Below are 24,462 nucleotides of genomic sequence, written 5' to 3' on the forward strand. Positions count from 1 at the left end.
GGAGCTTTCAGCCAGGGAAGGGAGCGCATATGGCACAGAAGATGGACTCCGCGAGTCTCGAAGATTACCTGAGGGCGCTCTTCGAGCTGGCAGACGAGACAGGAACGGTTCACAGCGTGGAGGTGGCACGTTCGCTCGGCGTCTCGAAGCCAAGCGTGCATCGTGCTGTCGGAATCCTCGCAGAGCATGGGTATCTGACAGCTGAGCCGTATTCGCCGATCGTGCTTACCGAGGCAGGCAAGGAGCGCGGACGTGCGCTCGAGCGCCGCTACCAGACAATCTATGACTTCCTTGTGCAGGAGCTCGGTGTCGATGAAGAAACGGCCGCCGAAGAGGCGCATGGCATTGAGCATGCACTCTCCGACGGCACGACGAAAAAGTGGATGGAGCGCTTCGGCAGCTAGAGGATGAAGGATGCGGGACCCTGCTTGGGCAGGTCGCGCTCGGGATTGACCTTCCTCGAGTCTGCATAGCTGATGATGAGGCCGCCACGGGCAGCATAGTAGGAGCAGAGGGCGCCACAGCGCCCGAGCGTGATGTCTGCCTCGGGCCAGACCTTCCTGAGCTCGTCTCTCATGAACTCGGCTCCGCCTACATTGTCCACATGGGAGATGTAGCAGGGGCCGCCCGAATAGCGGTGCATCTGCATTTCGTGGATCATCGCACGTGCAGCCTTCTTGGCGCCACGGACCTTGCGCAGCACCTCGATCTCGCCTTCGGGGCTGCCGGTGCCGATCACATGCACATCGAGCGCATTCGCGAAGCGGGCAACTGCCGGATTCACGCGGCCACCCTTCGCGAGGTTCGAGAGGTCGGCGATATCGAAGAGGACATGCACGTGGTGCTGGTAGGCAAGAAGCATGCGCATGAGCTCCTCGAAGGGGATGGGCTCCTCTCCGAGCTCGGCAGCACGTGCTGCAAGAAGCGCCAGATCCTCTCCGGCGGAGCGGGAATCGACGACGGCGATCTTTGCCTCTGAGTGCTCTTCCAGATACTGGGCAGCTGCAAGACGGGCGGCATTGCAGGAGCCTGAGAGCTTGCCGGTGATCGTGATTGCAATGATCTCATCTGCGCCCTGGAAGGCAGCAAGCCACGCATCAGGGCTCGGGCAGGAGGTCGAAGCCGATCCCTGGTTGAGCGACATGCGGTCGCAGAACTCGGCGAGATCGAGGCCTTCCTCGTCGACGTAATCGGTCCCATCGAGCGTCACGGTCAGAGGGACGCTCCGGAAGTCCACGCCGTCGAGCGCATACACATTGCTGGAAGAGTCGCAGACGACCCTAATTCCCATACCACCATCCCCAATCGGTGCGCACACTGTTTCAGGACCATTATCGGTCAAGGCAAGACGAGGTCAATGAATATGGACAAAGACCAGCTGTATTGAAGAGACCTTGAAGCCTTACGAGAAGCTCTCGACGAGGGCTTCATATTCCTTCGCCTCTGCTGCCTCGACGTCTTCGTCTGTCCCCTCATCGAGATGGGCGAGGCGCGCATGGTCGAAGTCGTTGAGGGCGGTGGCAATAGAGGCAAGCACCGGAGCTGCAGGAGCCAAGACCTCGATGTCCTGGGTCTTGCGCTCTGAGTCTGCACTCTGATCTGCATCCTTGTCCTTGCCGGTGCCCGTGCCGACGAAGCCACGGCTCTTCAAGTGCCCCAGGGCGCGTGCTGCCTGGCTCTGCGTCACGCCGGCATAGGCTGCGATCTCCTTCATGGGACCGCAGGTGCCGCAGTCCCTGAGATAGAGCAGGACCTTCATATCGGCCAGCTCCAGATCATGGGCAGACCCTGCGACATCGAGGTAGCGGTCGAGGAGCTTGGCAGAAAGATAGAGGAGCCCGAGCGGGTTTGCCTGCATATCGGGATCGAGCTGTGCGGTCACGCGCTCGCGTCCGAGCTTCGTGCTCAGAGGTCCGGGCAGGACGCCGCCGTCTGAGGCAGAGTCGATATAGAAGCGGTAGATGTCCGGACGGCGTGCGGCATAGTCGTCCTCGTCCATGATCTCCTTGTAGAAGTTCTTGTAGTACTCGATCACGTTGATCTTCATGCGGATGGTATTGGCAAGCGAGACACCCTGCGTCGCAAGAGAGCCCCTCGTCTTCTCGTAGTAGTAGATCGGCACATGCAGGGGATAGATCCTGGCAGTGTGGAGCACATACTCCATATTGAAGATGAAGTCCTCGCACCAGCTGATCGAGGGATCCATGCGGATGTGGTGGCTCTCGATGATCGAGCGCTTGTAGAGCTTGTTCCAGACGACGCCCCAGTAGAAGTCGGAGGGAGACTCCATCATGAGGTCGGCGTACTGCTCGCGCGTGATCACGTCCTCGGAGTCGATGTCGCTCTTCCTTGCCACGCGGCTGCCGATGACACGATAGAAGTCTGCGATGACCATGTCGCAGCTGTTCTCCTCGATGCCACGGACCAGAAGCTTCGTCGCATCGGGCGTGATCCAGTCGTCAGAGTCGAGGAACTGGATATAGGTGCCCTGGGCTGCATCCATGGCACAGTTGCGGGTGCTCGAGACGCCGGAGTTCGGCTTGTGGATGACATGCACCCGGGAGTCGCGCTTCGCATAGGCATCGCAGATGGAGCCCGAGGAGTCGGTCGATCCATCGTCTGCGAGGATGAGCTCGATATCGGTGAATTCCTGGCCGAGGATCGAGTCGACGCAGCGCTCGAGCTTCTTCTCGGCGTTGTAGACGGGCACTATAATGCTTACCTTGGGTTCCATGGGACTCCTTCACATAGGTTCCCTTCAATTCTATACATCGAGGCAGAAAGGTTTTGCGGGGTGCAGGAAAGACCGCAGATGGAAGAAGCGCAGCAGGCGCTTGCAGAGCATTTCGGCTATCAGAGCTTCCGTCCTGGCCAGGAAGAGCTCATCGAAGCGATTCTGGCAGGGAGAGATGCCGTAGGGATCATGCCGACAGGGGCAGGAAAGTCGCTCTGCTACCAGATTCCTGCAGCGGTGCTTTCAGGCCTCACGATTGTCGTCTCGCCTCTGATCTCGCTCATGGGCGACCAGGTGCGCTCGCTCAAGGAGGCAGGCATCCGTGGCTCCTATCTCAACAGCTCGCTCACTCCGGGACAGCAGCGCGTCGTGCTCGCGCGTGCTCTGGCCGGCTGGTATGACCTCATGTACGTGGCGCCTGAGCGCCTCCAGGACCCTGCGTTTGTCGCCTTTGCACATGAGGCACAGATTCCGCTCCTTGCGGTCGATGAGGCGCACTGCATAAGCGAGTGGGGGCAGGACTTCCGTCCGGCCTATCTGGGCATCCGGGAGTTTGCCGAAGCGCTGCCGAAGCGCCCGGTCGTGGCCGCCTTCACGGCGACTGCGACCCGCACGGTCGAGCGTGACATCAAGAGCCGCTTGGGCCTTAAGGACCCCGTCTCGGTGCATACGGACTTCGACCGGCCGAACCTTTCCTTCATTGTCAAGAAGCTCGCGCCGAAGGAGCGCCTGCGCTATATCGAGCGCTATCTGGCTGCGCACCGCGATACCTCAGGCATCGTCTACTGCAGGACGAGGAAGCGCACCGAAGAGGTCGCAGCAGCGTTTCTCGAAGACGGCTTCCGTGCTGCCACCTACCACGCCGGTATGGAGGCGGACGAGCGCACCCGCGCACAGGAGGCCTTTGTCCAGGACAATGTCTCTGTCATCGTCGCGACGAATGCCTTCGGCATGGGCATCGACAAGTCCGACGTCCGCTTTGTCATCAATGACGGCCTGCCGCTCACGCTCGAGGAATACTACCAGGAGGCAGGACGTGCCGGCAGGGATGGAGAGCCCGCCGAGTGCATCCTGCTCTGGAGCGACGGCGATATCCGCCTTGCATACTTCCTGATCGACCGCACTGAGGTGCCGGAAGGGTCGGGACCTGATGTCCTGAAGGAGCGCATCCGCTGCCGCGAGCAGCTTTTGGGCTCCATGATCGGCTACGCCGAGAGCACGGTCTGCCTCCGTGCCCGGATGCTTCGCTATTTCGGCGAGAAGGCAGACATGGCTGGAAACTGCGGCGGCTGCTCTGTCTGCGTGCCCGCGCTCGGCGAGCTTCCGGCGGCACGTCCGCGTGTCTTCGGCGGTGCGACTGAAGCTGCTTCAGTCTCTTCCTTCGACGAGGCGGGAGACGATGCAGAAGAGATGTTCCAGAGGCTGCATGCCTTGAGGAAGCGCCTTGCAGACGAGCGCCATATCGCGCCCTACATGGTCTTCTCCGATGCGACGCTTCGCGCCATGGTCCGCCGCCGTCCCCAGACGGAAGACGAGATGCTCGAGATATCGGGTGTCGGCCAGGCCAAGCTTTCCCGCTATGGCGCGTATTTCCTCAAGGAACTCCAAAGCTAGCGGCAACAATCTGCAGCAAATCGGGTAGGAAATGTGTTATTAGAGGTGACAGACAGGAGCAGGCGTGGCGACAAAGCCGAAGATGAAGGTGAAGGCACAGGTCTCGAGCACGAAGGGAAGTGCTGAAGAGCAGGAGCGCATGGGCTCCGTGCGCAAGAGCGTCGTCTTTCTGGCTATCGTCGCTGTCATCTATATGGCCTACCTTGTCCTCTCCGGGCAGTTCGGGGAGTTCATGGCGGCCTTGGGCTCCATAGATAAGGGCTGGGTCGCGGCAGCCTGTTTCGCCTATGTCATCTACTACTTCTTCGGTGTCCTTGCCTATGTCCTTGCTGTCATCAAGGACCCGAAGTGCCCCTTGGGCATCCGCGACCTCATGAGCGTCGAGGCGTCGGGCATCTTCTTCTCGAACTTGACGCCGAACGGCGCAGGCGGCGCGCCTGCCCAGGTCTACCGTCTCATGCGGGCAGGGCTTTCTGTCGGAGCGGCAGGTGCTGTCCAGTACACCCGCTTCATCATCTACGAGGCAGGAGAGGGCATCTTCGCTGCCCTCATGCTCATCTTCCGGGCCCAGTGGTTCATGGACACCTATGCCGATGCAGCATGGCTCGTGGCGCTTCTCCTCTTCGGCTTCAAGGTCATCGAGGTCGGCGTCCTTCTGGCCATCTGCTTCTTCCCGAAGGTCGTGACGAAGGTCGGCCTCTGGATCATCAAGATCGCCACGAACCATGGATGGATGAAGAATCCGGACAAGTGGCGGGAGATGGCAACGGTCCAGGTGGACGAGTTCTCGCGCGGCTTCCGCTCCGCTGCCAAGAATCTGCCTGAGCTCGGGCTCACGCTTCTCGTGACGCTCCTGCAGCTCAGCTGTCTCTATGCGCTGCCGTGGTTCGTGCTCCATGCCTTTGGCCAGGATCCGGATCTTCTGACCTGCCTTACGGCAGGCTCCATGCTCGAGCTTCTGACCTCTGCGATTCCTCTTCCGGGCGGTACCGGCGGCGCCGAAGGCGGCTTTGCCGTGCTCTTTGGCGGCATGTTCGGCGACGCGAATGTCGCAGCAGGCTATGTGGTGTGGCGCTCGGTCGAGTATTTCCTGCCCGTGCTCGCGGCGATCCCTCTTCTCTCGCTTCGTTCCGACAGGGGGCAGAGCATCGCAGCGCGCTGGGCACGCTTCAAGCGCCGTACCGGCTCAGCGACCTTGAAGCTCGCTTCGGGCGGCCGCTCGAAGGGCGGCATCAGCGTGAATCCGAAGAAGATGCAGAACAAGGACAGGAAGTAGCCTCCTGCATGCCGTCTGCCGACGCTTCGGTGCAGGGCGTCCGTTTGGAGCAGCGCAACCCCTATTTCCTACGCATACTGGGTATGTTGCAAGTCTATTGCTGCACGAGCAGCCAGCCAGGGAATGCGAGGATCATCCATGAACATCATCGAGCGCTTTGCGTCGAACCCCGAATACTCTTCGAAGGCACCGGAGAGGCTGACCTTTGTGGCCCAGCCCCGTACCATCTATGCGCCGCTTTCAGGCGAGATCGTCGAGGACGAGGTCGAGACCATGGGCCTCTTCGGCAAGGGCGTAGCCCTTCATCCGGCAGCAGAGATCGTCTATGCGCCGATTTCCGGACGCATCCGTGCGACGACGGTCACGAACCATGCTATCGGCATCACCACCGCTGACGGCATCGATGTCCTCATGCACATCGGCATTGGCACCGTATCCATGAACGGACGCGGCTTTGTCCGCTTCGTGCAGGCGGGAGACGAGGTCAAGGCAGGAGATCCGCTCATCGCCTTCGACGACCAGCGCATCCTCGATGCCGGCCACAAGGACACCGTCGTCGTTATGGTCACGAACGCAGACGAGCTCGGGCCTGTCACCTACGAGGTCGACGAGTCCGTGAAGCTCGGCTCGCACCCCGTCGTGAAGCCGGGCGAGCTCCTGATGAGGGTCGCCGAGAAGTAGGCCAGCGGCGCTTCTTTGGAATGCGCAGGAAGACGGCCAGGAAGGCGCAGACCGCGGCGCCTTCCGGCTTGCCGGCTACGGTGAAGCCTATGGCTCCGAGTGCAAGGATCACGAACTTGCCAGGTGTCGGCTTGAGCCAGGAGCGCTCTGCCTCCCTGAGCTCGCGGTCGGTCTCCGACTCCTCTCTGTCTTCCACTGCCCTCTTTTCCTTGGACGTGTGGGACGCGGCATCTTTGCCTGCCAGTCGCCCCTCTTCATCGCCGCAGTCCCCAGAATGTCTTGCCTGTTGCCACCTCTATGCTCTTGAGCGGCTTTGTGCGCGGCTTTCCGTACCAGGGATCGCGCAGCAGTTTGTGGAAGGTGAAAGCCGCAGCCTCTGCCTCTGAAGCAGCTGTCGTCTCTGGTGCCTTGCCGCTGAAATAGGTGACGCACTCTTCAAGCGTGCAGGCCTTCCAGGAGTCGGTTGCCGGGTCCATAGGCGCCATGCGCCTCTGAGAACTCATGGGCAAGGTCGAGCGTCTTTGCCTGAGGCAGCGTGATGCCTGATTTCTTCAGGAAGGCAGGAACATCCTTTCCGTAGAAGACGATGAGCTGGGCAGAGGAGAGAATCTCCTCTATCTCGGGAGCCTGCTCGCGCGGGGTCTTCCTGCCCTCGACCATGGCGGGGAGATGCGGGTCCTCGTCTCTGCCTGCTTCCAGCTCTTGCGCCTCTCGGGGCGCACAAGCTCGTCGAAGAGGATCTCTCCGGTGCCGTCTGCAACGGCGAGGGCAAGCGCTTCATCTCCGGCCTTTGCGTTGGGTCCGGTCGTCAGGCACCCTATGGCTGCGATGGCTGCCGGTGCATACGATTTGAGCCCTTCTTTTCTCCCCATAGCTCTCTGCCTTCCTGAGATGGTTGCAGATTGATTCTGGCACAAGCCGCCCTTCGTGCGTATTCGTCCTGCCAGATGCCGCCAGCCTGTTAACAATAGGGGAAAGACCTGAAACTATCTCATAGCCTTGGATACAATTCTTCATACTGTCCATCGAAGGAGGGCTCATGGGATACAGCGACGAAGATGCTCAGAACCGCGCCATCATCACGGTGCTCGGCAGCGACCGATCCGGCATTGTTGCAGCCGTGACGGGAGTGCTCTCGGAACACGATGCCAATATCCTCGATATCTCGCAGACCATCCTGCAGGGGATCTTCACGATGACCATGCTGGTGGACCTGAAGGACACCGACGTGTCGTTCAAGGCGCTCCAGGCAGAGCTGCAGGACCTTTCGCAGAAGCTCGATGTCCAGATCACACTGCAGCGTGAAGAGGTATTCCGCTTCATGTATCGTCTCTAATCTAAGGAGGCAGCGTGTCACAGGAAGACAAGCAGCCCGACACTCAGACGGGTGCCGGAAGCACGGCATCTGCTCCCGAGGTACCCGTTTCCAAGCCACAGATTGTTCCCGGCAAGGAGCATAGGCATGGCGCGATTCTTGATTCGACCGAGACCTCGGCTCTGAGCCTCATGGGCGAGAAATATCCGATGCCAAGCGTGAGCCTGGGGCGCCCCCCGGTCTCCGACCAGCTCTATGTGGGCTTCCGTGCTATCGACGAGGTGCCGAACGAGCTATTCGAGAAATACGACGTGAAGAGGGGCCTGCGCAATGCCGATGGCTCCGGCGTGCTCGTAGGACTCACGACGATCTCGAATGTCCATGGCTACAACATGGTGGACGGCAAGCTCGTGCCGGATGAGGGCGACCTCATCTACCGTGGCTACCATATCCGCGATCTCGTCGACAACCCGCAGAAGGAGGACCGCTTCGGCTACGAGGAGATTGCCTATCTCCTGATTTCCGGCGCTCTTCCGACCCGCGACCAGCTGGCCGACTTCAAGGCCCGCATCGATTCGAGGCGCGAGTTCCCGACAGACTTCCTCGGCGTCTTCCCGCGCCGTACGAGCTCCCATTCCATCATGAATGTGATGGCCCGCTCGATCCTTCTGCTCTATGCCTTCGACCCGACGCCGGACAATACGTCGCCGACGCATGAGGTGGATGTGGCACTCTCGATGCTCGGCCGTCTTCCGCGCATCGCAGCCATCGCCCAGGCAGCAGACCGTGCCGCCAAGAACAACGAGTGTCTCGTCGTGCCAGCAGCTGAGCCTGGATTCTCGATGGCAGAGACGGTCCTCGATATCCTGCGCGGCGATGAGGGCTTCACGCACGAGGAAGCCATGATGCTCGATGTCATGCTCATGCTCCATGCTGAGCACGGCGGCGGCAATAACTCGACGTTCTCTTGCCGTGTCCTCTCCAGTTCCGGCACCGATGCCTACTCTGCCTATGCGGCAGCCATGGGCTCGCTCAAGGGGCCGAAGCACGGCGGCGCGAACTTCAAGGTCGGCCAGATGATCGACGATATCGCCGCCCACGTGGAGAAGTGGGACGACGATGATGAGCTTGCGGCCTACCTTGCCCGCATCGTCGAGGGCCAGGCCTTCGACAAGTCCGGTCTTATCTACGGCCTGGGACATGCCGTCTATACGCTTTCCGACCCGCGTGCACAGCTCGTGAAGCGCTACGCAAGGAAGCTTGCGAAGAACAAGGGCCAGGAAGAGCGGCTCGACCTGATCGAGCGTATCGAGAAGCTCGGACCTCAGGTCATGCGCGACGTGAAAGGCACGAAGAAGCCGATCTGCGCAAACATCGACCTCTATACGGGCTTCGTCTACTCGATGCTTGGCATCCCCCAGGAGATGTATACGCCGATCTTCGCTATTGCCCGCATGGCAGGCTGGGCCTCGCATCGCATGGAGGAGCTCTATGGCTCGAGCAGGATCATCCGTCCTGCCTACAACTCCTACATGCCGGAAAACGAGTATGTGCCGATCGACGAGCGTGCGAAGGTGTCACGCATTTGGGCATAAGGATTGTCTTCTCGGACCTCGACGGAACGCTTCTGACCTACGACAAGAAGCTCTCCTGTGCTACAAGACAGATGCTCGAGAATTTGACCTCGCGAGGAATAGAATTCGTGCCCTGCTCCGGCAGGGTACTTTCAGGTCTTCCCAAAGAGCTCTTGGAGCTCCCGTGCTGCCACTATGCGGTGTGCTCGAATGGTGCTGCCATCTCCGAGTCCAAGACAGATCGCAAGCTCTTCCAGAGCTATATGGGACGAGACCGTGCACTGGCGCTCTGGAAGCGTGTCAAGGGGCTCGATGTCTCTTTCGATATCTTTGCGGGCGGCAAGATATGGTCCGAGCGCAGAGCGTACGAGAGGCTCGACAGCTACGGCATCGATGAACAGACCCTGAAGTCTGTGAAAGGCTGCCGTACGCCGACGGAGAGGACCCCTGGAGAGACGCTCGCCTGGCTTTCTGGGCGAGGCGAGGACGTGGAGCGTGTGACCCTCTTCTGGAAGACGGAAGAGGGAAGAGACGCGGTCATTGCCGCTGTCGCAGCAGACCCGACGCTTGCTTGGACGAACTCCGTACCTCATGACATAGAGGTCATGGATGCTTCGGTGAACAAGGGAGCTGCCCTCATATGGCTCTGCAGCCATCTCGGCATCCCTGTCTCGTCCTCCGTCGCCTTCGGAGACGGACTCAACGATGCACCGCTTCTGGCCGCTGCAGGAGTGGGTGTGGCTATGGCAAATGCCGTGCCGGAGACGAAGGCATCAGCGGACGCCGTGGCGCCCTCGAACGACGAGGACGGCGTTGCACGTGCGATGGAGAAGCTTCTCGGATAGAGCAGCGGCAACAGGCAGGCATCCTATAGCGGAGCCAGGAAAAAGCAGGGGCTGGCACATGCCAGCCCCTGCTTCGTCGTTCTCTGAGAGCAGCTATTTCTTGTCTGCAGTCTCTGCGTTCCCTGCGTTCTCGGTCTCTTCTTCCTCTTCGATATCCTCGTCGGAGAGCGGACGGAAGACGGCCGTGTCGCCGCCGATGACAGCCTCTTCGGTGATTGCTGCCATGTTCGACGTCTCGTCTGCGACGGAGTCGGAGAAGATGTCCTCGTCGTCCTCGTCGATCTTTGCCATCTTCGGGGCAGTGCCCGTCGTATCAGGAGGTGCGATGCGCTTCAGGGTCGGAGCAGCCTTCGCACGCGTGAACAGCGGCACGTACTCGTAGATGATGGACGAGGTCTCGAGGCCATACCAGCGGGCAGGCGAGCCGCAGACGTGCCTGATTGCGTACTTCATCATCATGACGTGATAGTCGCTGCCGGAAAGTGCGGTCTCAGGGGCAAGTGCCTTGTGCAGGATGCAGAAGCGGAAGTCTCCCACAGCACCCGGATTCTTGTAGATCGAGTAGTGGTGGTCCTGCTTTGCGAGCTCATGGTTCTGGACAAGGTCGCCGACGATCTGGCGCAGGAACGCATTGACACGCTGGTTCACGCGGAAGCCGAGGCGCAGCTGGACCTTGAAGATGAAGTCGGTGCCGAAGCTGTTGACAGAGTACTCGAGCGTGTTCGGCTCGTCTGTGACCGTGACGTTCAGGAACCAGTAGGCACGGGCACGCTTCGGGCGCTTGTCGAGGATCGAGTAGAGGATGTCGCGGTCGAGCTTGTCAGGCGAGGAGTCGTTCGTCAGGAACACGAGGTTGTCTGCCGTGTAGTTGTAGGCGGGGTCGTCCCTGAGCTCTGCAAGCTGGCCGATGTAGTCCTTGACGGGAAGGTAGACGGACTGCGTGCGCTCGATGGCGGTGCCACGGCGCCAGATGAACATGACAAGGAAGATGAGCGTTGCCATGAGCACGGTGAAGTAGCCGCCATGCATGAACTTCGTCAGGCTCGAGAAGAAGAATGTGGACTCGAGGACACCGAAGAACACGAGGAAGACGACCGCGCCGACACGCTTGTGGCACATCTGCGACAGGTACGTGTACAGCAGGATCGTTGTCATGAGCATCGTCAAGGTAATTGCCAGGCCGTAGGCTGCTTCCATGTGCGAAGAGGTCTGGAAGAGCAGTACGACGAAGATGCAGGCGACCCACATGATGTTGTTGACCAGAGGAATGTAGAGCTGGCCCTTCGTCTCGGAAGGATAGGTGATCTTCATGTGCGGCAGGAGGTTCAGCCTGATTGCCTCGGAGACGATGGAGTAGGAGCCGGTGATGAGCGCCTGGGAGGCGATGATGGCGGCAAAGGTCGAAAGGATGACGGCGAAGGGGCGCCAGACCTCAGGAAGCATCTCGAAGAACGGGTTCATGTCCGTCATAGCAAGAAGCGTCGGGTCGGTCCTGTTTGCAAGGACCCAGGCACCCTGGCCAAGGTAGTTCAAGATCAGGCAGCACTTCACGAATGGCCAGGAAGCATAGATGTTCGCCTTGCCGACGTGTCCCATATCGGAGTAGAGGGCCTCGGCGCCGGTCGTGCAGAGGAAGACGTTGCCCAGGACCATCATGCCTGCAGCGTTCTTGTTCGAGAACAGGAATGTGACCGCGCGGAGCGGGTTCAGGGCGCGCAGGACGTTCAGGTCTGCACCCATGTTGAGAAGGCCCGTGAAGCCGAGGAACAAGAACCATATCGTCATGACCGGGCCGAACAGCTTGCCGATGCTCGAGGTGCCGGCACGCTGGATCACGAACAGGATGCAGAGGATGATGATCGTGATGCCGACCACGATATGCTGGTTGTCGCCTATGAGCTGGCGTCCAAGCTCGATGGTCCTGAGTCCCTCGATAGCGGTCGTGACCGTGACGGCAGGTGTCAGGATGCCATCTGCCAGAAGGGCAGCGCCGCCGATCATGGCGGGGATGATGAGCCACTTCGCGCAGCGGCGCACGAGGCTGTAGAGCGCGAAGATGCCGCCCTCGCCCTTGTTGTCCGCCTTCATTGCGATGAGGACATACTTGACAGTCGTGATCAGGGTGATCGTCCAGATGATGAGGGACAGAGCGCCGATGATCACATCGTCGTCGATCGTGGCCAGACCGCCGTTGCCGGAGATGATGGCCTTGATCGTGTACATCGGCGATGTGCCGATGTCGCCGTAGACGACGCCGAGCGTGACCAGGATCATGCCCATGGACAGAGGAATCGTGCTCGACGATCTCTTCTGCGGCGTGCGCGCGGCTGCACCAGATTTCGTACTCATGCAGATACTCCAAACTGTCGGATGCTTGAGACTCAGACAGAAATGACGAATCCTACAAATGTGATATTGTACACGTGATATACGATAGCGGCCCTGACATGCCTAGATGCGGCTGATAACAGTCTGCTAGCGGCAAAAGCGTATAAATACTTGCATTTACGGTATAGATTGGGCTGCTCTATCCAAAGAAAGGAACGCTATGGCAGAAGAGGAAAAGGCGTCGGAGACGGCGCACAAGGGTTCGAATCTGTATATCGGCTTTGCCGCACCTGAGAGGCTCGGCGTGCCCGAGCCTGCATCGAAGGTTCTGCACTATGAGGCAGGAGGGGAGTCCTTTGACTACGAAGCCACGGCAGCGCACCTTCCGGTCTATACAAATGACGGCCGCGTGCTTGCAAAGATGTTCTCGCTCACGTTCGTGAAGCTCGAGGATGGCAAGCAGGATGAGAAGCGCCCGGTCACGTTCTGCTACAACGGCGGCCCAGGATGTGCTTCCGTGCCGGTCGACTTCGGCGGCATGGGACCTTTCCGTGTCGCGACAGACGGCGTCGAGCATCTGTCCTATCCGATTGAGGCAGAGCAGAACCCGTGGAGCCTGCTCAGGCTTTCCGACCTCGTCTTCCTCGACGCACCGGGCACCGGCTTCTCTGCGGTCGCCGAGGATGCCGACCCGAAGAAGCTCTTCGGTATCGACGGCGATGCCGATGCGTTCTGCCGTGCCATCATGGAGTGGCTCGACTCCCATGCCCGCTGGGGAAGCCCGGTCTATCTCTTCGGCGAGTCCTATGGCACTGTGCGCAACTCGGTCCTCATGCGCGTGCTCGGCGAGCACGATGTGAAGGTCGCCGGCGTCACGATGCTCTCCTCGATCTTCGACTGGGTGCAGACGCAGCCGGGCGAGGATCTCTACTATCTTGGCATGATGCCGACCTATGCGGCGACGGCCCAGTACTTCGGCAAGGCCGGACAGGATACGGATGTCGACACCTGGTTCGATCAGGCCATGGCATGGAACGAGGATGTGCTCGCACCGGCACTCCTCAAGGGCGACAGGCTCGGATCTGAGAAGGAGGCAGAGGTCGCTTCCCAGATGAGCGGCTTCATCGGCCTTCCGGCCGAGCAGATCCAGCGTGCGCACCTGAGGATCGGCCTCGACGAGTTCAGGCGCTCCATCATCGCCGACGAGGGCAAGGTCTGCGGCAGGCTCGATATGCGCTTCAGCTCGCCTGCCCCTCTTGCCTCGCAGGACAGCGCCGAGTGGTTTGCCGGCGAGGATGCAGCAGATGATGCGGTGGAGTCGAGCTGGGTCACGGCATTCAGGCGCTTCCTCTCCCAGACGCTTGGCTACCGCAATCCTGCCGTCTATCTCAACAGCAACTATGAGGGCGTCGGCACGAGCTGGAACTGGGATCACGCCGAGCCGGGCACGATGGAGACCGTCCATGCACCGAATGTCTCCTACGACATTGCCGTTGCCCTGAAGCGCAACCCGCACATGAAGGTCGCCTTCCTCGGTGGCCGCTACGATGCGGCAACGACGTACTGGAACACGGTCCACGACGTCTCCTGCCTCTATCTGCCGGAAGACCTGAAGGAGCGTGTCGAGTTCCACCGCTATGGCTGCGGACACATGGCCTATGTCGATGTGCCGACGCTCGAGGCGCTCTTCGAGGACATGCGTGCCTTCTACGCAAAGAAGTAGGCTCTGGACCAGAGCAGCAAGAGAGAGGCAGTGCCGCTGCAGTCGCAGCCGGCACTGCCTCTTTGCTGTCTATGCTGTCTCGCTAATAGCGGGCAGAGTAGGGGCTCCTGTGGGCAGGACCGGTACCTGCAGGACCATGTCCCCTGTTCGGACGTCCATTGCCGGGGTGCCCCTGTCCGGAACCGGGCTTCCTCGGTCCATGCCCTCCGGTGCGGGCGTTTCCTGGGCGGCTGCCCGTGGAGCGGGTGCCAGAAGGACGCGGGCCCTTGCGGGCGGGGGCATGTGCAGAGGAGGCGCCACGGGGACGAGGAGCACTTCTGTGCTCGGGCGTGCTGGCTTCGCCTTCAGGACGCGGCGTCCTCTTCACGAGGTAGCAGTGGTGGATCTTCGGATTCCGTGCAAAGTCCTCGGGGATGGTCTGGGCCGTGATGTCTTCGATCTCGACGCCTGCTTTGCTGAGCTTTTCCGTATCGGGCTTGAAGCTCCTGAGGTTGCAGGAGAAGACGCAGACGCCGTCACGGGTGAGGAGCCTCGAGACGCCGATCAGGAGCTCTGCATGGTCCCTCTGTACGTCCCAGGAGGCATGCATGCGCGACGAGTTCGAGAAGGTCGGCACATCGCAGAAGATGAGGTCCCAGCGGTCTCTTGTGTGGCGCTCCTGCTGCACCCAGGAGAGGACATCTGTCTGGACATACTCATGGTCGGGGCCGGAGAAGCCATTGCGCTCCATGTTGCGCCTGGCCCATTCGAGCGATGGCTTCGACATGTCCACGGTCGTCGTATGGTACATGCCGCCATCTGCGGCATAGCAGGTCGCCGTTCCCGTATAGGCAAAGAGATTGAGGAAGCGCTTCGAGCCCTTCGTCTTCTTTGCAAGCTCGCGGATGAGGGCACGGGTGTCGCGGTGGTCGAGGAAGATGCCGCAGTCGAGGCGTCCCTCGAAGCTGACCTCGAAGACAAGGCCGCCCTCTTCGATAAGGTGGGCACCCTGAGGCAGGAGAGGACGTCCGTCCTTGCGCCTTCCTGCTTTCGGCTCGGGGGCTGTGCCTTCGTCTGCGTACTGAGATCCGCCCTTCGCACGGGTGCGGACCTTGAGATAGACATGGTCGGGTGCGACCTTCATGACCCGGGGTGCAATCGTGAGCACATCGAGCAGCCGCTCATGGGCAAGCTCGGGATCGATATCCTTGGGTGCCGAATATTCGGCGATCTGGAGCCAGCGCTCAGGCGTGCCTGCACCCTCGAAGAGCTCGATTGCGACAGCGTAGTCCGGCAGGTCCTGGTCATAGACCCTGTAGCTCGAGATGCCCTCGCGCTTGGCCCACTTGGCACGGAGCTTTGCGACCTTCTGGAGCCTCTTTGCGAACTGGTCGGAGGCAGAAAGGAGCACAGAGATCTTCTGGCCGGCTGCCTCTGCCAGAGGGCGCTCTGGCGCTTCTTCGATGTTCCAGCTCGAGAGCTGCTCTGTCTGGCTGCCCTGAAGGACTGTGGCGCTCTCCTCAGGGGCTGTGCCGAGCACGCTTGCAAGCGAGGGGCCGGGTGCCAAGGATGCTGCCTTCGTGCCAGAGGGGAGTGCCGCTGCCGTCTCTGCAATGAGCGAGAGCGCCTCTGCCTCTTCAGGAAGCGCCCCTTCGCGGAGCCATGAAAGGTCGACGAGGGCTGTGGGATGGGAAAGCGTCCCCACGGCTGCGGAGAGGTCTTCTGCCGAGCGGCGCATATCGAAGAAGCGGGGTTCCACCTCGCCCATGCCAGCCTGGCGAAGCATCTGGCGAAGCGACGATTCGGCACCTGTCCTCGTATCGGCGCAGATGAGGGAGAGCCTGCTATCGGCGCCTGCTGCAGCACGCTCCTGTGCCTCATCCGAGAGCTTTGTCCATGTGCCTTCAGCGTGCCCAAGCCAGCCGGTGAAGCCCCAGGAGGGACGCAGAAGGCCAGGAGCCCGGTCAAGCGCCTGGGACGCTGCCTCTGTGGCTATGGTTCCTGCTCCGCTATAGACCACGAGCGCTTCCGGCTCGCCGTGGCGGACATCTGCATACCAGCGGGCCTGCTCGAGGAGTGCTGCTGCATAGTCGGGCCTGAGCGGCGGCAGGGGAGAGCGGGATGATTTCCTTGCGGCATAGCCGCGGCGGAAGAGCGGCTCTCCTGAAAGATCGATGCCGATCGAGGCGCGGGACTTGCCGAGGCGGGTGGCAATGCGGATATCGGGATTCGTGGTATCGGTGGCAGGACGGATGCCGCGCTTCTGGAGCAGGCGGTCGGAGATTGCATCCTTCGTGCGCAGAGCCACGAACTGGGTGTTCCTGAGGGCATCGTTCGTGCCGTGTGCCTCGATCTCAATCGTCGAGGTGGCAGCGATATGGTCTTCCCAGGGAAGTGCCGCTGCCCCTTCATAGAGCTCGTCGGAGGTCTTGGCATCGAAGCGGCCAAGCACAAGGACGATGCGGGAGGCAAGCGAGGACCAGAGGCAGGCCCTATAGCCATCCTCCAAGGTCCCCTCGAATGCGGTCTGGCCCTTCAGGGGGCGTACGGATGAGATGCCGAGAGAGGAGAGCTCATGGGCCAGAAGCTTCTCGAAGCCGGCGGGACAGGTTGCATAGAATTCCATCGGGTCACCTTTCGCCCGTAAAGTAAGGGGCGCTTATGCGCCTTCTGCCATTGTAGCTGGCAGGACGCAGATTCCCTGCTTCTGCATGCCTTTCCCACGAGGCGGGCTGCTGACTCCATCTGGATGGCATATCTGCTCAGATGGGGAATTGATTATCAACTTTACGGCAACTAGCGGTATAAAAGTAGCGTGGTTCAGAATGCAGTAAGTTCCGACCGTCTCTGCTCTTTTTGGTATCGAGGAGGATGTACATGGAAGCTGAAGTACAGGCTAAAGTCGATCTGTGGCGCAAGAATGTGACCGAGCCGGATCTCAAGGAGGAGCTTGAGTCCCTCATCGCTTCTGGCAACGAAGACCAGCTGAACGATGCCTTCTACCGCAATCTCGAGTTTGGCACTGCAGGCCTTCGTGGCACGCTCGGTGTCGGCACGAACCGCATGAACGTCTACGTCGTCGCACAGGCAACGCAGGGTGTCGCGGACTACCTCAACGCTCACTACGATCACCCGACGCTCGCGCTCGCCCGTGACTCCCGTCTCAAGGGCGAGGATTTCCAGAAGGTCGCTGCTGGTGTCCTTGCTGCCAACGGTATCCATGTCTATGTGTATCCGCGCATCGAGCCGGTGCCGACGCTGTCGTTCGCTGTCCGCTATCTCCACACCTCTGCCGGCATCGTCCTGACTGCTTCGCACAACCCTGCCCAGTACAATGGCTACAAGGTCTACAACGACAATGGCGGCCAGATTGCAAACGAGGCAGCAGACGAGATCTCTGCTTCCATTGCGAAGACCCCGATGTTTGGTGCTGTCAAGATGATGGACTTCGAGGAAGGCCTCAAACAGGGCCTCATCGAGTGGACGCCTGAGGAGGTCCTCGACAACTACATCGCAGCTGTCAAGAAGGTCTCCATTCCGGGCTTCAAGGCAGATCCTTCCTATTCTGTCGTCTACACGCCGCTCAATGGCACCGGCATGGAGTGCGTGACCCGCATCCTCAAGGAGATCGGCGTCGAGAACGTGACGGTCGTGCCTGAGCAGGCACAGCCTGATGGCAACTTCCCGACCTGCAAGTATCCGAACCCGGAGTTCCGCGAGGCACTGCAGCTGGCTCTCAACCTCGCGGAGAAGGTCAAGCCGAACCTTGTTGTCGCAACCGATCCGGATGCAGACCGCATGGGCACTGCCATTCCGCACAACGGCGAGTACAAGCTCCTGACCGGCAATGAGATGGGCGTCCTTCTGATGGACTGGCTCATCAAGATGGCCGAGGAGCGTGGCGAGGATCCGAAGCGAAAGGTCGCTGTCTCCACGATCGTCTCCTCTGTCATGCCTGATGCCCTTGCCCGCGATCACGGCTTCGAGATGCGCCGTGTCCTCACTGGCTTCAAGTACATCGGCGACCAGATTGACCAGCTCAAGGACGAGGGCGAAGAGGACCGCTTCCTCATGGGCTTCGAGGAGTCCTATGGCTACCTCGTCGGCACCCATGCCCGCGACAAGGATGCTATCGTCGCCGTCGAGATGTGCGTCGAGATGGCAGCCTACTATGCAGCGCGCAACATGGACCTCTATGAGGCAATGGAAGAGCTCTACAAGAAGTATGGCTACTACCTGAACGGCACTGTCAATGCCTCCTTCCCGGGCGAGGCAGGCGCTGCACGCATGGCAGAGATCATGAGCGGCCTGCGCGAGAAGCCGCTCACCGAGGTCGCTGGCTACAAGGTCACCGGCATGACGGACTACGAGAAGTGCGCAGAGATGCCGCGTGTCTCCGGTCTCCAGAAGGAGCCGGCGCAGAAGCTTCCTGCTGCCAACGTTATCGAGTTCCGCCTCGAGGACGACAACAAGATCATCTTCCGTCCGTCCGGCACAGAGCCGAAGGTCAAGGCCTACCTGTTCGCAAAGGGCGCTACGCGCGAAGAGGCAGAGGCCGTTCGTGCAAAGCTCCAGGAGGCTGCAGAGAGCATTCTGAAGTAAGTCTTGCACGACAAGCTTCATGACTGGAGCCGGTCCTGTACATCAGGGCCGGCTCCTTTCTTATGCTTCAGATGCAATCCGTGACATAACAAAGGGGGGAGCCGGATGGCTCCCTCCGTGTACGCGGATATCTCTGTTGCCCCCTACTGATTCGATGTAGTCGTGGTCGTTGCAGCCGTCGAAGACGTGGAGCTGTCTGCTGAGTCGGCTGCTTCGAGTACATAGAGTGTCGTCGAGGAGTCCGCAATTGTGCCGGCATCCCAGCTGTGGGCGGAGGCAGAGGTCGAGGTCGGGTCATAGAGCGTGACCGAGGTATCGCGGTTGTAGGAGACGAGGAGCGCCCAGTGGGATTCGTCGCCGACGGTACCCGCCTGGAGCTCCACGAGGATAGGCGTGCTGGCCGTAAGGTTCTCGGCGATATCGTTCTCGGTCGCATCGATCTTCGTGACCTTGAGGCCAAGCGAGGAGGCAGCGGACATGAAGAAGTCTGCGGAGGTGCCGGAAGCGCCTGTCGCATAGCCGCCATTGATTGCAAGCTGTGCCATATCGGCAGGGGACTTGTCGTTCTTGCCTGTGAGCCCCATGTATGCCATTGCCAGGCTCGTAGGGCCAGAGCCGGTAAGGCCAAGAGGAAGCGAACCATAGTCCATGAAGGCCCAGTTCGTATCCCAGTCATAGAGCTCAGGATAGGTGCCCTTCACGACCGTGCCGGTATAGGCGCTCGTCTCCTTCGAGGCGGTCGGCAGCTGCTGGACGAAGTCGATGGCCGTGGGTTCGCGCAGCGCAAGCTCGATGATGCGGTCATCGGAGTAGGCGGTCGCGTTTGCCGCGATATCCTTCAGCTTGTCTGCATTGTCGAGGGCGCTCGAAAGCTCCTGCGAAATCTTGTCGTCTGCCCCGTAGGCGACGCGGGAGTCGACGGGATTCGTCTCGGCCGTCTCCTGCTCCTCCTTCTGGGCATTGCGTGTCGCGACGCAGCTCGAGACGCAGGAGCTGATGCCGAAGATTGCAAGGAGCGCGACGCAGGCAACGACAATCAGGAGCGCAAGCGAGCGAGGGCTCCTCTTTCCCCGCATGCGCAGACGCCTGACCTGCTGGCCAGACCGCCCGCTATAGTTCGGGTGATGCAGCGTATAGCCGGTATCATGGCTGCCGACTCCGTTGAGGCTTCTGCTCTGTACGCGCTGGGAGCCGCTGCGGCCTGAGGGACGGCCTTGGCACCTCGATCCCTGCGTGCGACGATCTCTGTCTCGTGTAGATGACATGCTTCGATCCTTTATGCCAATATCCGTATCCGGCCCGGGTCTCCATGAGCCGGCACCTGTTCGTACAATTTCTTATGATAGGCTACCTTGCATGCATATGCAGCAGCGCTTTTGTGAGCGTCTATTCGTAGAGCCGTATCTACCGTTCAGAACATTGAGGATATTGCGGTACTTGCAGCGCATTAGACTAGTATGATGATTACGAAAGTTGTTATCGACGCTGCATAACTCGTAAGCAAAATGCAGAATACATGCCAGCGTGGGAGGCATCATGGTGAAAAGACGCAGCAACAGACAGGATGCTGTGCGCGAGATAGTTCGCAGCAAGTCCATCGGCACGCAGCGTGCTCTCGTGCAGGAGCTCCAGAATGCCGGCTTCACCTGCACCCAGGCCACCGTTTCGAGAGATATCGCAGATATGGGGCTCAGGAAGCTTCCTGAAGGCATCTATGTTCTCGCAGAGGACCTGCACCTGCAGCGCATGGTCTCAGAGTTCGTGACCGAGATCGAGCGTGCCCACAACCTCGTCGTCGTGAAGTCGCAGCCGGGGACAGCTCCAGGTGTGGCTGCTGCTATCGACGCGGCGCAGCTGCCTGAGGCCATTGGCTCGGTAGCCGGCAACGATACGGTGCTCGTGATATCTACGACAGATGAAGACGCACAGAGCTTCGTAGATATCCTGAACAAGCTTCGCTCGCCCCACAAATAGGGAAGAGTACAGAGATATATGGGAAGAGCGGGATGGCTTCTGTCATCCCGCTCTTCTTCTCAAAAGAGGCAGAGATAGGAGAAAGGCTCGCTTGCGCGGGCCTTTCTGGTCTAGCCATTCGTTGATGTGGTTCCGCTCGTGCTCTCGCCTGCGGTGCCGGAGTTCGACGTGCCGGACTCCGTGCCCGTTCCGCCATTGCCACCCGTGCCAGAGCCGCCGGTACCGGAGCCTGCGGAGCTGTTCGTCTCGGTGGACGAGGTCTCCGTCGAGGAAGTCTCGGTCTTCGTCGTAGCCGTCGTGTTCGTCGATGTGGAGCTCGAAGAGTTGCTCGAGGACGTGCTGGAGCTGCTCGAAGCAGAGGATCTCGAGCCGCTGTTGTAGCCCGAAGAGGTGCCGACGAAGGTCCAGCTCGAATTCGCCTTGTAGGTAGGTGCTGCAGCCTCCGGGAATTCCTCGCGTGACACGCCTGCAAGCGCGGCGTTCAGGAAGTTCACGAAGATCGGGCAGGAGGTCGTGCCTGGGATACCGGCAGCGCCGTGGACCGTGACGCCCTGGCCGTTATCGTTGCGGTAGCCGGTCCAGACAGCGACGGAGAGCTGCGGCGTGAAGCCGACCATCCAGAGGTCGCGGTTGTTCTCGGTGGTACCGGTCTTGCCAGCAACCGGCTGGTTGATCGTGATCCTGGAGAGCGAGCTTGCGGCGGTGCCGCTCTTCACGACGCCCTCGAGGACCTGCGTTGCGGCGTAGGTCACGCTCGTGTCGACGACCTGCTCGCCAGAGTCCTCATGCTCGTAGACGGTATTGCCGTTCCTGTCCTCGATCTTCGTGATTGCGACAGGATCGCGGTGGATGCCGCCGGAAGCGATCGTGGCGTAGGCCTCTGCCATCTGCAGGGGAGGCACGCCCGAAGATCCGAGGGTGATCGAAGGAACAGCGGACAGGTCGGCATCGATGCCCATCTTCTTGGCCGTCGAGACGATGTTGTCAGCGCCGACGACGAGGGCGACCTGCGCATAGCCGGTGTTGGAGGAAAGCTCCGTAGCGCGGGCAAGCGTGATGATGCCGTAATTGTTGTTGTAGTAGTTCTCGACACGCCAGGTCGACGTGACCTGAAGCGGGCTCGAGCAGTTGAGGATGACGGTCGGGCTCATGCCCTGCTCGAGGGCTGTGATGAGCGTGAACGTCTTGAACGAGGAGCCTGGCTGCCTGAGGCCGTAGGCGGCGACATTGTACTGGTCCTCGTTGTAGTCGCTGCCGCCGACCATGGCCTTGATGTAGCCGGTCGAAGGATCGATTGCGACCATGGCGGAATCGAGGCTGGAGTCGCCGATGGAGTTGAGCTGGTTCGCGACAGCCGTCTGGGCCGCTTCCTGCATCGCGGAGTCGAGCGTCGTATAGACCTTGAGGCCGCCCTTGAAGATCGTGTCGGTATCGAAGTCCTCGGACAGGATGGACTTGATGTAGTCCGTCCAGTACGGATAGGTGCCGCCCTCATCAAGCACGCTTGTGCCCTCGTTGAGCGTCAGCGGCTCTGCCACCGCCTCGTCATGCTCTTCCTGCGTGATGTCGCCTGCAGAGAGCATGCGGTCGAGAACGGTGTTCCTGCGCTCTGTCGCTGCTTCGGGGTTCGTGAACGGATCGTAGGCGGAAGGCGACTGCGGGAGGCCGGAGAGCGTCGCTGCCTCGGCAAGCGTCAGGTCGGAAGCATTCTTGTTGAAGTACGTGATCGAGGCAGCCTGGATGCCGTATGCGCCATGGCCGTAGTAGATGGTGTTGAGGTACATCATGAGGATCTGGTCCTTCGTGTACATCTTCTCCATCTGGATGGCGATATAGGCCTCGCGGACCTTGCGCTTGATCGTGTAGTCGAACTGCTCGTCGGAGAGCACCGTGTTGCGCACGAGCTGCTGCGTGATCGTGGAAGCGCCCTCGGAGCCGCCGCCGAGCTGCACGACGATGGCGCGGACAATGCCCTGCGGGTCGACGCCGTTATGCTGGTAGAAGCGGACGTCCTCCGTGTCGACCGTGCCCTTGAGGACATACGGGGACACCTGGTCGATCGTGATGGAGCGGCGGTTCTGCATATAGAACTCTGCTATCACGTTGCCATCCGAGTCATAGACCTCCGTCGGCTCTGCTGCCAGGTAGGCGTCTGTCGACGTATAGTCCGGCAGGTCCTGGAGCCACGAGTCCACAAGAGAGTTCACCGACATGGTGAGCGCGATTGCAAGCATCGCTATGAAGCCGAAGATGCCGACGATCGTGAACGCGACGGCATGGGTCTTGGCATGCTTGTGAGCGCGTCTGGTGCGAATGCCCATGAATTTCCCCTTTCATAGATACGGACATTATAGAGTCAGGGGAGCCACTCCCGCCAGAATGAAAAGACTTGGCAAGCCGCTCCATGCAATCAATGCTTTTCTGGAAGATGAGGATTTATAGCGCAAGCAGCTGAAAGGCTGCCCGAAGATGTTCTGTTCGCTCGTGTGGAAGCGGGGGGTTGCGGTGCCGCTCGCTATCTATCTGCGTTACACTAGCTATTTGACTGAAATGCGGCGATGCGGCCTTTCGGCTCGCGCCTCGAGAAGGAGAACATATGCTGCCTGTAGACGAACAGCTCAAGGTCATCACGTCCGGCACGATGCAGATCGTGCCGATGGACGAGCTCAAGAAGAAGCTCGAGCGTGGTGTGCCCCTGAACATCAAGCTCGGCGTCGATCCGACGAGCCCGGACCTGCACCTCGGACATGCGGTGCCGCTGCGCAAGATGCGCCAGTTCCAGGACCTCGGACACCACGTGACCCTCATCATCGGCAATGGCACGGCCCTCATCGGCGACCCCTCCGGCCGCGACTCCACCCGTCCTCCTCTCACGGAGGAGCAGGTCGAGGCCAATGCCCAGACCTACGTCGAGCAGGCCATGAAGATCCTGGACCCCGACAAGACGGAGATCGTGCACAACGGCGACTGGATCAAGCCGATGAACCTCGGCACGATGCTTGGCCTCATGAGCAAGTTCAATGTCGCCCGCATCCTCGAGCGCGAGGACTTCCACAACCGCTACACGAATGGCCAGTCCATCGCCCTGCATGAGTTCATCTATCCGGTCCTTCAGGCCTACGATTCCGTGATGGTGAAGGCGGACCTCGAGATGGGCGGAAACGACCAGATCTTCAACCTGCTCGCCGGCCGTGACCTCATGCGCGACATGGGCATGGAGCCGCAGGTCGCCCTCACGATGCCGCTTCTCGTGGGTCTTGACGGCACGAAGAAGATGTCGAAGTCCTATGGAAACTACGTGGGCCTCACGGACGAGGCAGACGATATGTACGGCAAGCTCATGTCCATCAAGGACGAGCTTGTGCCGATGTACTTCCGTCTCTGCTCCACGCTGCCGGTCTCCGAGGTCGACAAGATCGACGAGGCCTTCAAGGACGGCACGGCAGACCCGTACCAGATGAAGCGTGCACTCGCCAGAAACATCTGCGACCTCTATCACGGCGAGGGCGCAGGCCAGGCGGCAGAGGCCGCCTTCGATGCCCAGTTCAAGAGGAATGAGGTGCCTGAAGACATCCCGGAGTTCCCGCTTTCCCTGGCTTCCGTGAACGACGAGGGCAAGGTCTATCTTGCAAAGCTCCTCGTCGATGTGAACATCGCGAAGTCCACGGGCGAGGCACGTCGCCTCATCGACGGCGGCTCCGTCAAGATCGACGGCAAGCCCGTCGCTCCCAAGAGCTACAACGTCGATCCTGCGCTCTTCTCTCAGCCCTGCGTCCTGCAGTCTGGCAAGAAGCGCTGGGCGAGGCTTGCGTAGGCA

20 protein-coding genes are annotated in these 24,462 nt (G+C 60.4%); 11 read left to right on the forward strand and 9 right to left on the reverse strand.

The genetic code is table 11. The annotated features are described in order from the left end of the window. The first annotated feature begins 29 nt into the window (after positions 1-29). On the forward strand, positions 30-404 hold the full coding sequence (locus VXJ24_RS00070; RefSeq protein WP_330970878.1) for a metal-dependent transcriptional regulator: 375 nt from the start codon (positions 30-32) through the stop codon (positions 402-404). On the opposite strand, the gene VXJ24_RS00075 is transcribed toward VXJ24_RS00070, so the two are convergent. After that, positions 401-1,291: a DegV family protein gene (locus tag VXJ24_RS00075; protein ID WP_330970879.1), complete on the reverse strand. Its 891-nt coding sequence runs from the start codon at positions 1,289-1,291 to the stop codon at positions 401-403. The two genes, VXJ24_RS00070 and VXJ24_RS00075, sit on opposite strands and share 4 nt — an antisense overlap. 111 nt (positions 1,292-1,402) lie before the next feature. After that, positions 1,403-2,734: a glycosyltransferase gene (locus tag VXJ24_RS00080; RefSeq protein ID WP_330970880.1), complete on the reverse strand. Its 1,332-nt coding sequence runs from the start codon at positions 2,732-2,734 to the stop codon at positions 1,403-1,405. Positions 2,735-2,812: 78 nt separating this feature from the next. Here VXJ24_RS00080 and VXJ24_RS00085 point away from each other — a divergent pair, with 78 nt between their 5' ends. From VXJ24_RS00085 to VXJ24_RS00095, 3 genes are all read left to right on the forward strand, one after another. Continuing rightward, positions 2,813-4,348: a RecQ family ATP-dependent DNA helicase gene (locus VXJ24_RS00085; RefSeq protein ID WP_330970881.1), complete on the forward strand. Its 1,536-nt coding sequence runs from the start codon at positions 2,813-2,815 to the stop codon at positions 4,346-4,348. 64 nt (positions 4,349-4,412) lie between these two features. Beyond that, positions 4,413-5,624 carry a lysylphosphatidylglycerol synthase transmembrane domain-containing protein gene (locus tag VXJ24_RS00090; protein WP_330970882.1) on the forward strand — a complete coding sequence of 404 codons (1,212 nt, stop codon included), beginning with the start codon at positions 4,413-4,415 and terminating at the stop codon, positions 5,622-5,624. Positions 5,625-5,762: 138 nt separating this feature from the next. Further along, positions 5,763-6,305 (forward strand): PTS sugar transporter subunit IIA, encoded by a 543-nt coding sequence (locus VXJ24_RS00095; protein WP_330970883.1) that lies wholly within the window; start codon positions 5,763-5,765, stop codon positions 6,303-6,305. A gap of 254 nt (positions 6,306-6,559) precedes the next feature. On the opposite strand, the gene VXJ24_RS00100 is transcribed toward VXJ24_RS00095, so the two are convergent. Genes VXJ24_RS00100 through VXJ24_RS00110 form a run of 3 tightly spaced genes read right to left on the reverse strand, consistent with a single transcriptional unit; the run spans position 6,560 to position 7,177 of the window. After that, entirely contained in the window at positions 6,560-6,790 is a 231-nt protein-coding gene (locus VXJ24_RS00100) for a hypothetical protein (RefSeq protein ID WP_330970884.1), read from the reverse strand. Beyond that, the gene (locus tag VXJ24_RS00105) at positions 6,741-6,965 is read right to left on the reverse strand and encodes a hypothetical protein (protein ID WP_330970885.1); all 225 of its coding nucleotides are present in this window, start codon (positions 6,963-6,965) and stop codon (positions 6,741-6,743) included. The genes VXJ24_RS00100 and VXJ24_RS00105 overlap by 50 nt, the downstream gene beginning before the upstream one ends. After that, positions 6,920-7,177: a hypothetical protein gene (locus tag VXJ24_RS00110; protein WP_330970886.1), complete on the reverse strand. Its 258-nt coding sequence runs from the start codon at positions 7,175-7,177 to the stop codon at positions 6,920-6,922. Before VXJ24_RS00110 ends, VXJ24_RS00105 begins: the two co-directional genes overlap by 46 nt. Positions 7,178-7,344: 167 nt before the next feature. On the opposite strand from VXJ24_RS00110, the gene VXJ24_RS00115 reads away from it, so the two are divergent. The 3 genes from VXJ24_RS00115 to VXJ24_RS00125 are packed head-to-tail and all read left to right on the forward strand — an operon-like array spanning position 7,345 to position 10,039. Further along, entirely contained in the window at positions 7,345-7,641 is a 297-nt protein-coding gene (locus VXJ24_RS00115) for an ACT domain-containing protein (protein ID WP_330970887.1), read from the forward strand. A gap of 14 nt (positions 7,642-7,655) precedes the next feature. Further along, a complete protein-coding gene (locus VXJ24_RS00120; protein WP_430623798.1) occupies positions 7,656-9,215 on the forward strand; it encodes a citrate synthase in 1,560 nt (519 codons plus the stop codon). Further along, positions 9,206-10,039: an HAD family hydrolase gene (locus VXJ24_RS00125; RefSeq protein WP_330970888.1), complete on the forward strand. Its 834-nt coding sequence runs from the start codon at positions 9,206-9,208 to the stop codon at positions 10,037-10,039. Before VXJ24_RS00120 ends, VXJ24_RS00125 begins: the two co-directional genes overlap by 10 nt. Before the next feature lie 93 nt (positions 10,040-10,132). On the opposite strand, the gene VXJ24_RS00130 is transcribed toward VXJ24_RS00125, so the two are convergent. Then, positions 10,133-12,388 (reverse strand): KUP/HAK/KT family potassium transporter, encoded by a 2,256-nt coding sequence (locus VXJ24_RS00130; RefSeq protein WP_330970889.1) that lies wholly within the window; start codon positions 12,386-12,388, stop codon positions 10,133-10,135. A 199-nt stretch (positions 12,389-12,587) separates the two neighbouring features. Between VXJ24_RS00130 and VXJ24_RS00135 the strand changes: the two genes are divergently transcribed. Then, positions 12,588-14,090: a S10 family peptidase gene (locus tag VXJ24_RS00135; protein ID WP_330970890.1), complete on the forward strand. Its 1,503-nt coding sequence runs from the start codon at positions 12,588-12,590 to the stop codon at positions 14,088-14,090. 82 nt (positions 14,091-14,172) lie between these two features. On the opposite strand, the gene rlmKL is transcribed toward VXJ24_RS00135, so the two are convergent. Then, on the reverse strand, positions 14,173-16,695 hold the full coding sequence (rlmKL, locus tag VXJ24_RS00140) for a bifunctional 23S rRNA (guanine(2069)-N(7))-methyltransferase RlmK/23S rRNA (guanine(2445)-N(2))-methyltransferase RlmL (protein WP_330970891.1): 2,523 nt from the start codon (positions 16,693-16,695) through the stop codon (positions 14,173-14,175). A gap of 251 nt (positions 16,696-16,946) precedes the next feature. On the opposite strand from rlmKL, the gene VXJ24_RS00145 reads away from it, so the two are divergent. Further along, complete coding sequence (locus VXJ24_RS00145) at positions 16,947-18,671, forward strand: phospho-sugar mutase (protein WP_330970892.1); 1,725 nt, start codon at positions 16,947-16,949, stop codon at positions 18,669-18,671. A 143-nt stretch (positions 18,672-18,814) separates the two neighbouring features. Here VXJ24_RS00145 and VXJ24_RS00150 read toward each other — a convergent pair whose 3' ends face one another. Continuing rightward, on the reverse strand, positions 18,815-19,747 hold the full coding sequence (locus VXJ24_RS00150) for a cysteine peptidase family C39 domain-containing protein (protein WP_330970893.1): 933 nt from the start codon (positions 19,745-19,747) through the stop codon (positions 18,815-18,817). A 460-nt stretch (positions 19,748-20,207) separates the two neighbouring features. Between VXJ24_RS00150 and VXJ24_RS00155 the strand changes: the two genes are divergently transcribed. After that, positions 20,208-20,645, forward strand: coding sequence for an arginine repressor (locus tag VXJ24_RS00155; RefSeq protein ID WP_330970894.1), 438 nt, complete (start codon positions 20,208-20,210; stop codon positions 20,643-20,645). Between the two features lie 110 nt (positions 20,646-20,755). On the opposite strand, the gene VXJ24_RS00160 is transcribed toward VXJ24_RS00155, so the two are convergent. Next, positions 20,756-22,966, reverse strand: coding sequence for a transglycosylase domain-containing protein (locus VXJ24_RS00160; protein WP_330970895.1), 2,211 nt, complete (start codon positions 22,964-22,966; stop codon positions 20,756-20,758). A 275-nt stretch (positions 22,967-23,241) separates the two neighbouring features. Between VXJ24_RS00160 and tyrS the strand changes: the two genes are divergently transcribed. Further along, positions 23,242-24,459: a tyrosine--tRNA ligase gene (tyrS, locus tag VXJ24_RS00165; protein ID WP_330970896.1), complete on the forward strand. Its 1,218-nt coding sequence runs from the start codon at positions 23,242-23,244 to the stop codon at positions 24,457-24,459. The last annotated feature ends 3 nt before the right edge of the window (positions 24,460-24,462 follow it).

It is taken from the genome of Olsenella kribbiana, from assembly GCF_036408795.1.
Lineage (GTDB): Bacteria > Actinomycetota > Coriobacteriia > Coriobacteriales > Atopobiaceae > Olsenella_L > Olsenella_L kribbiana.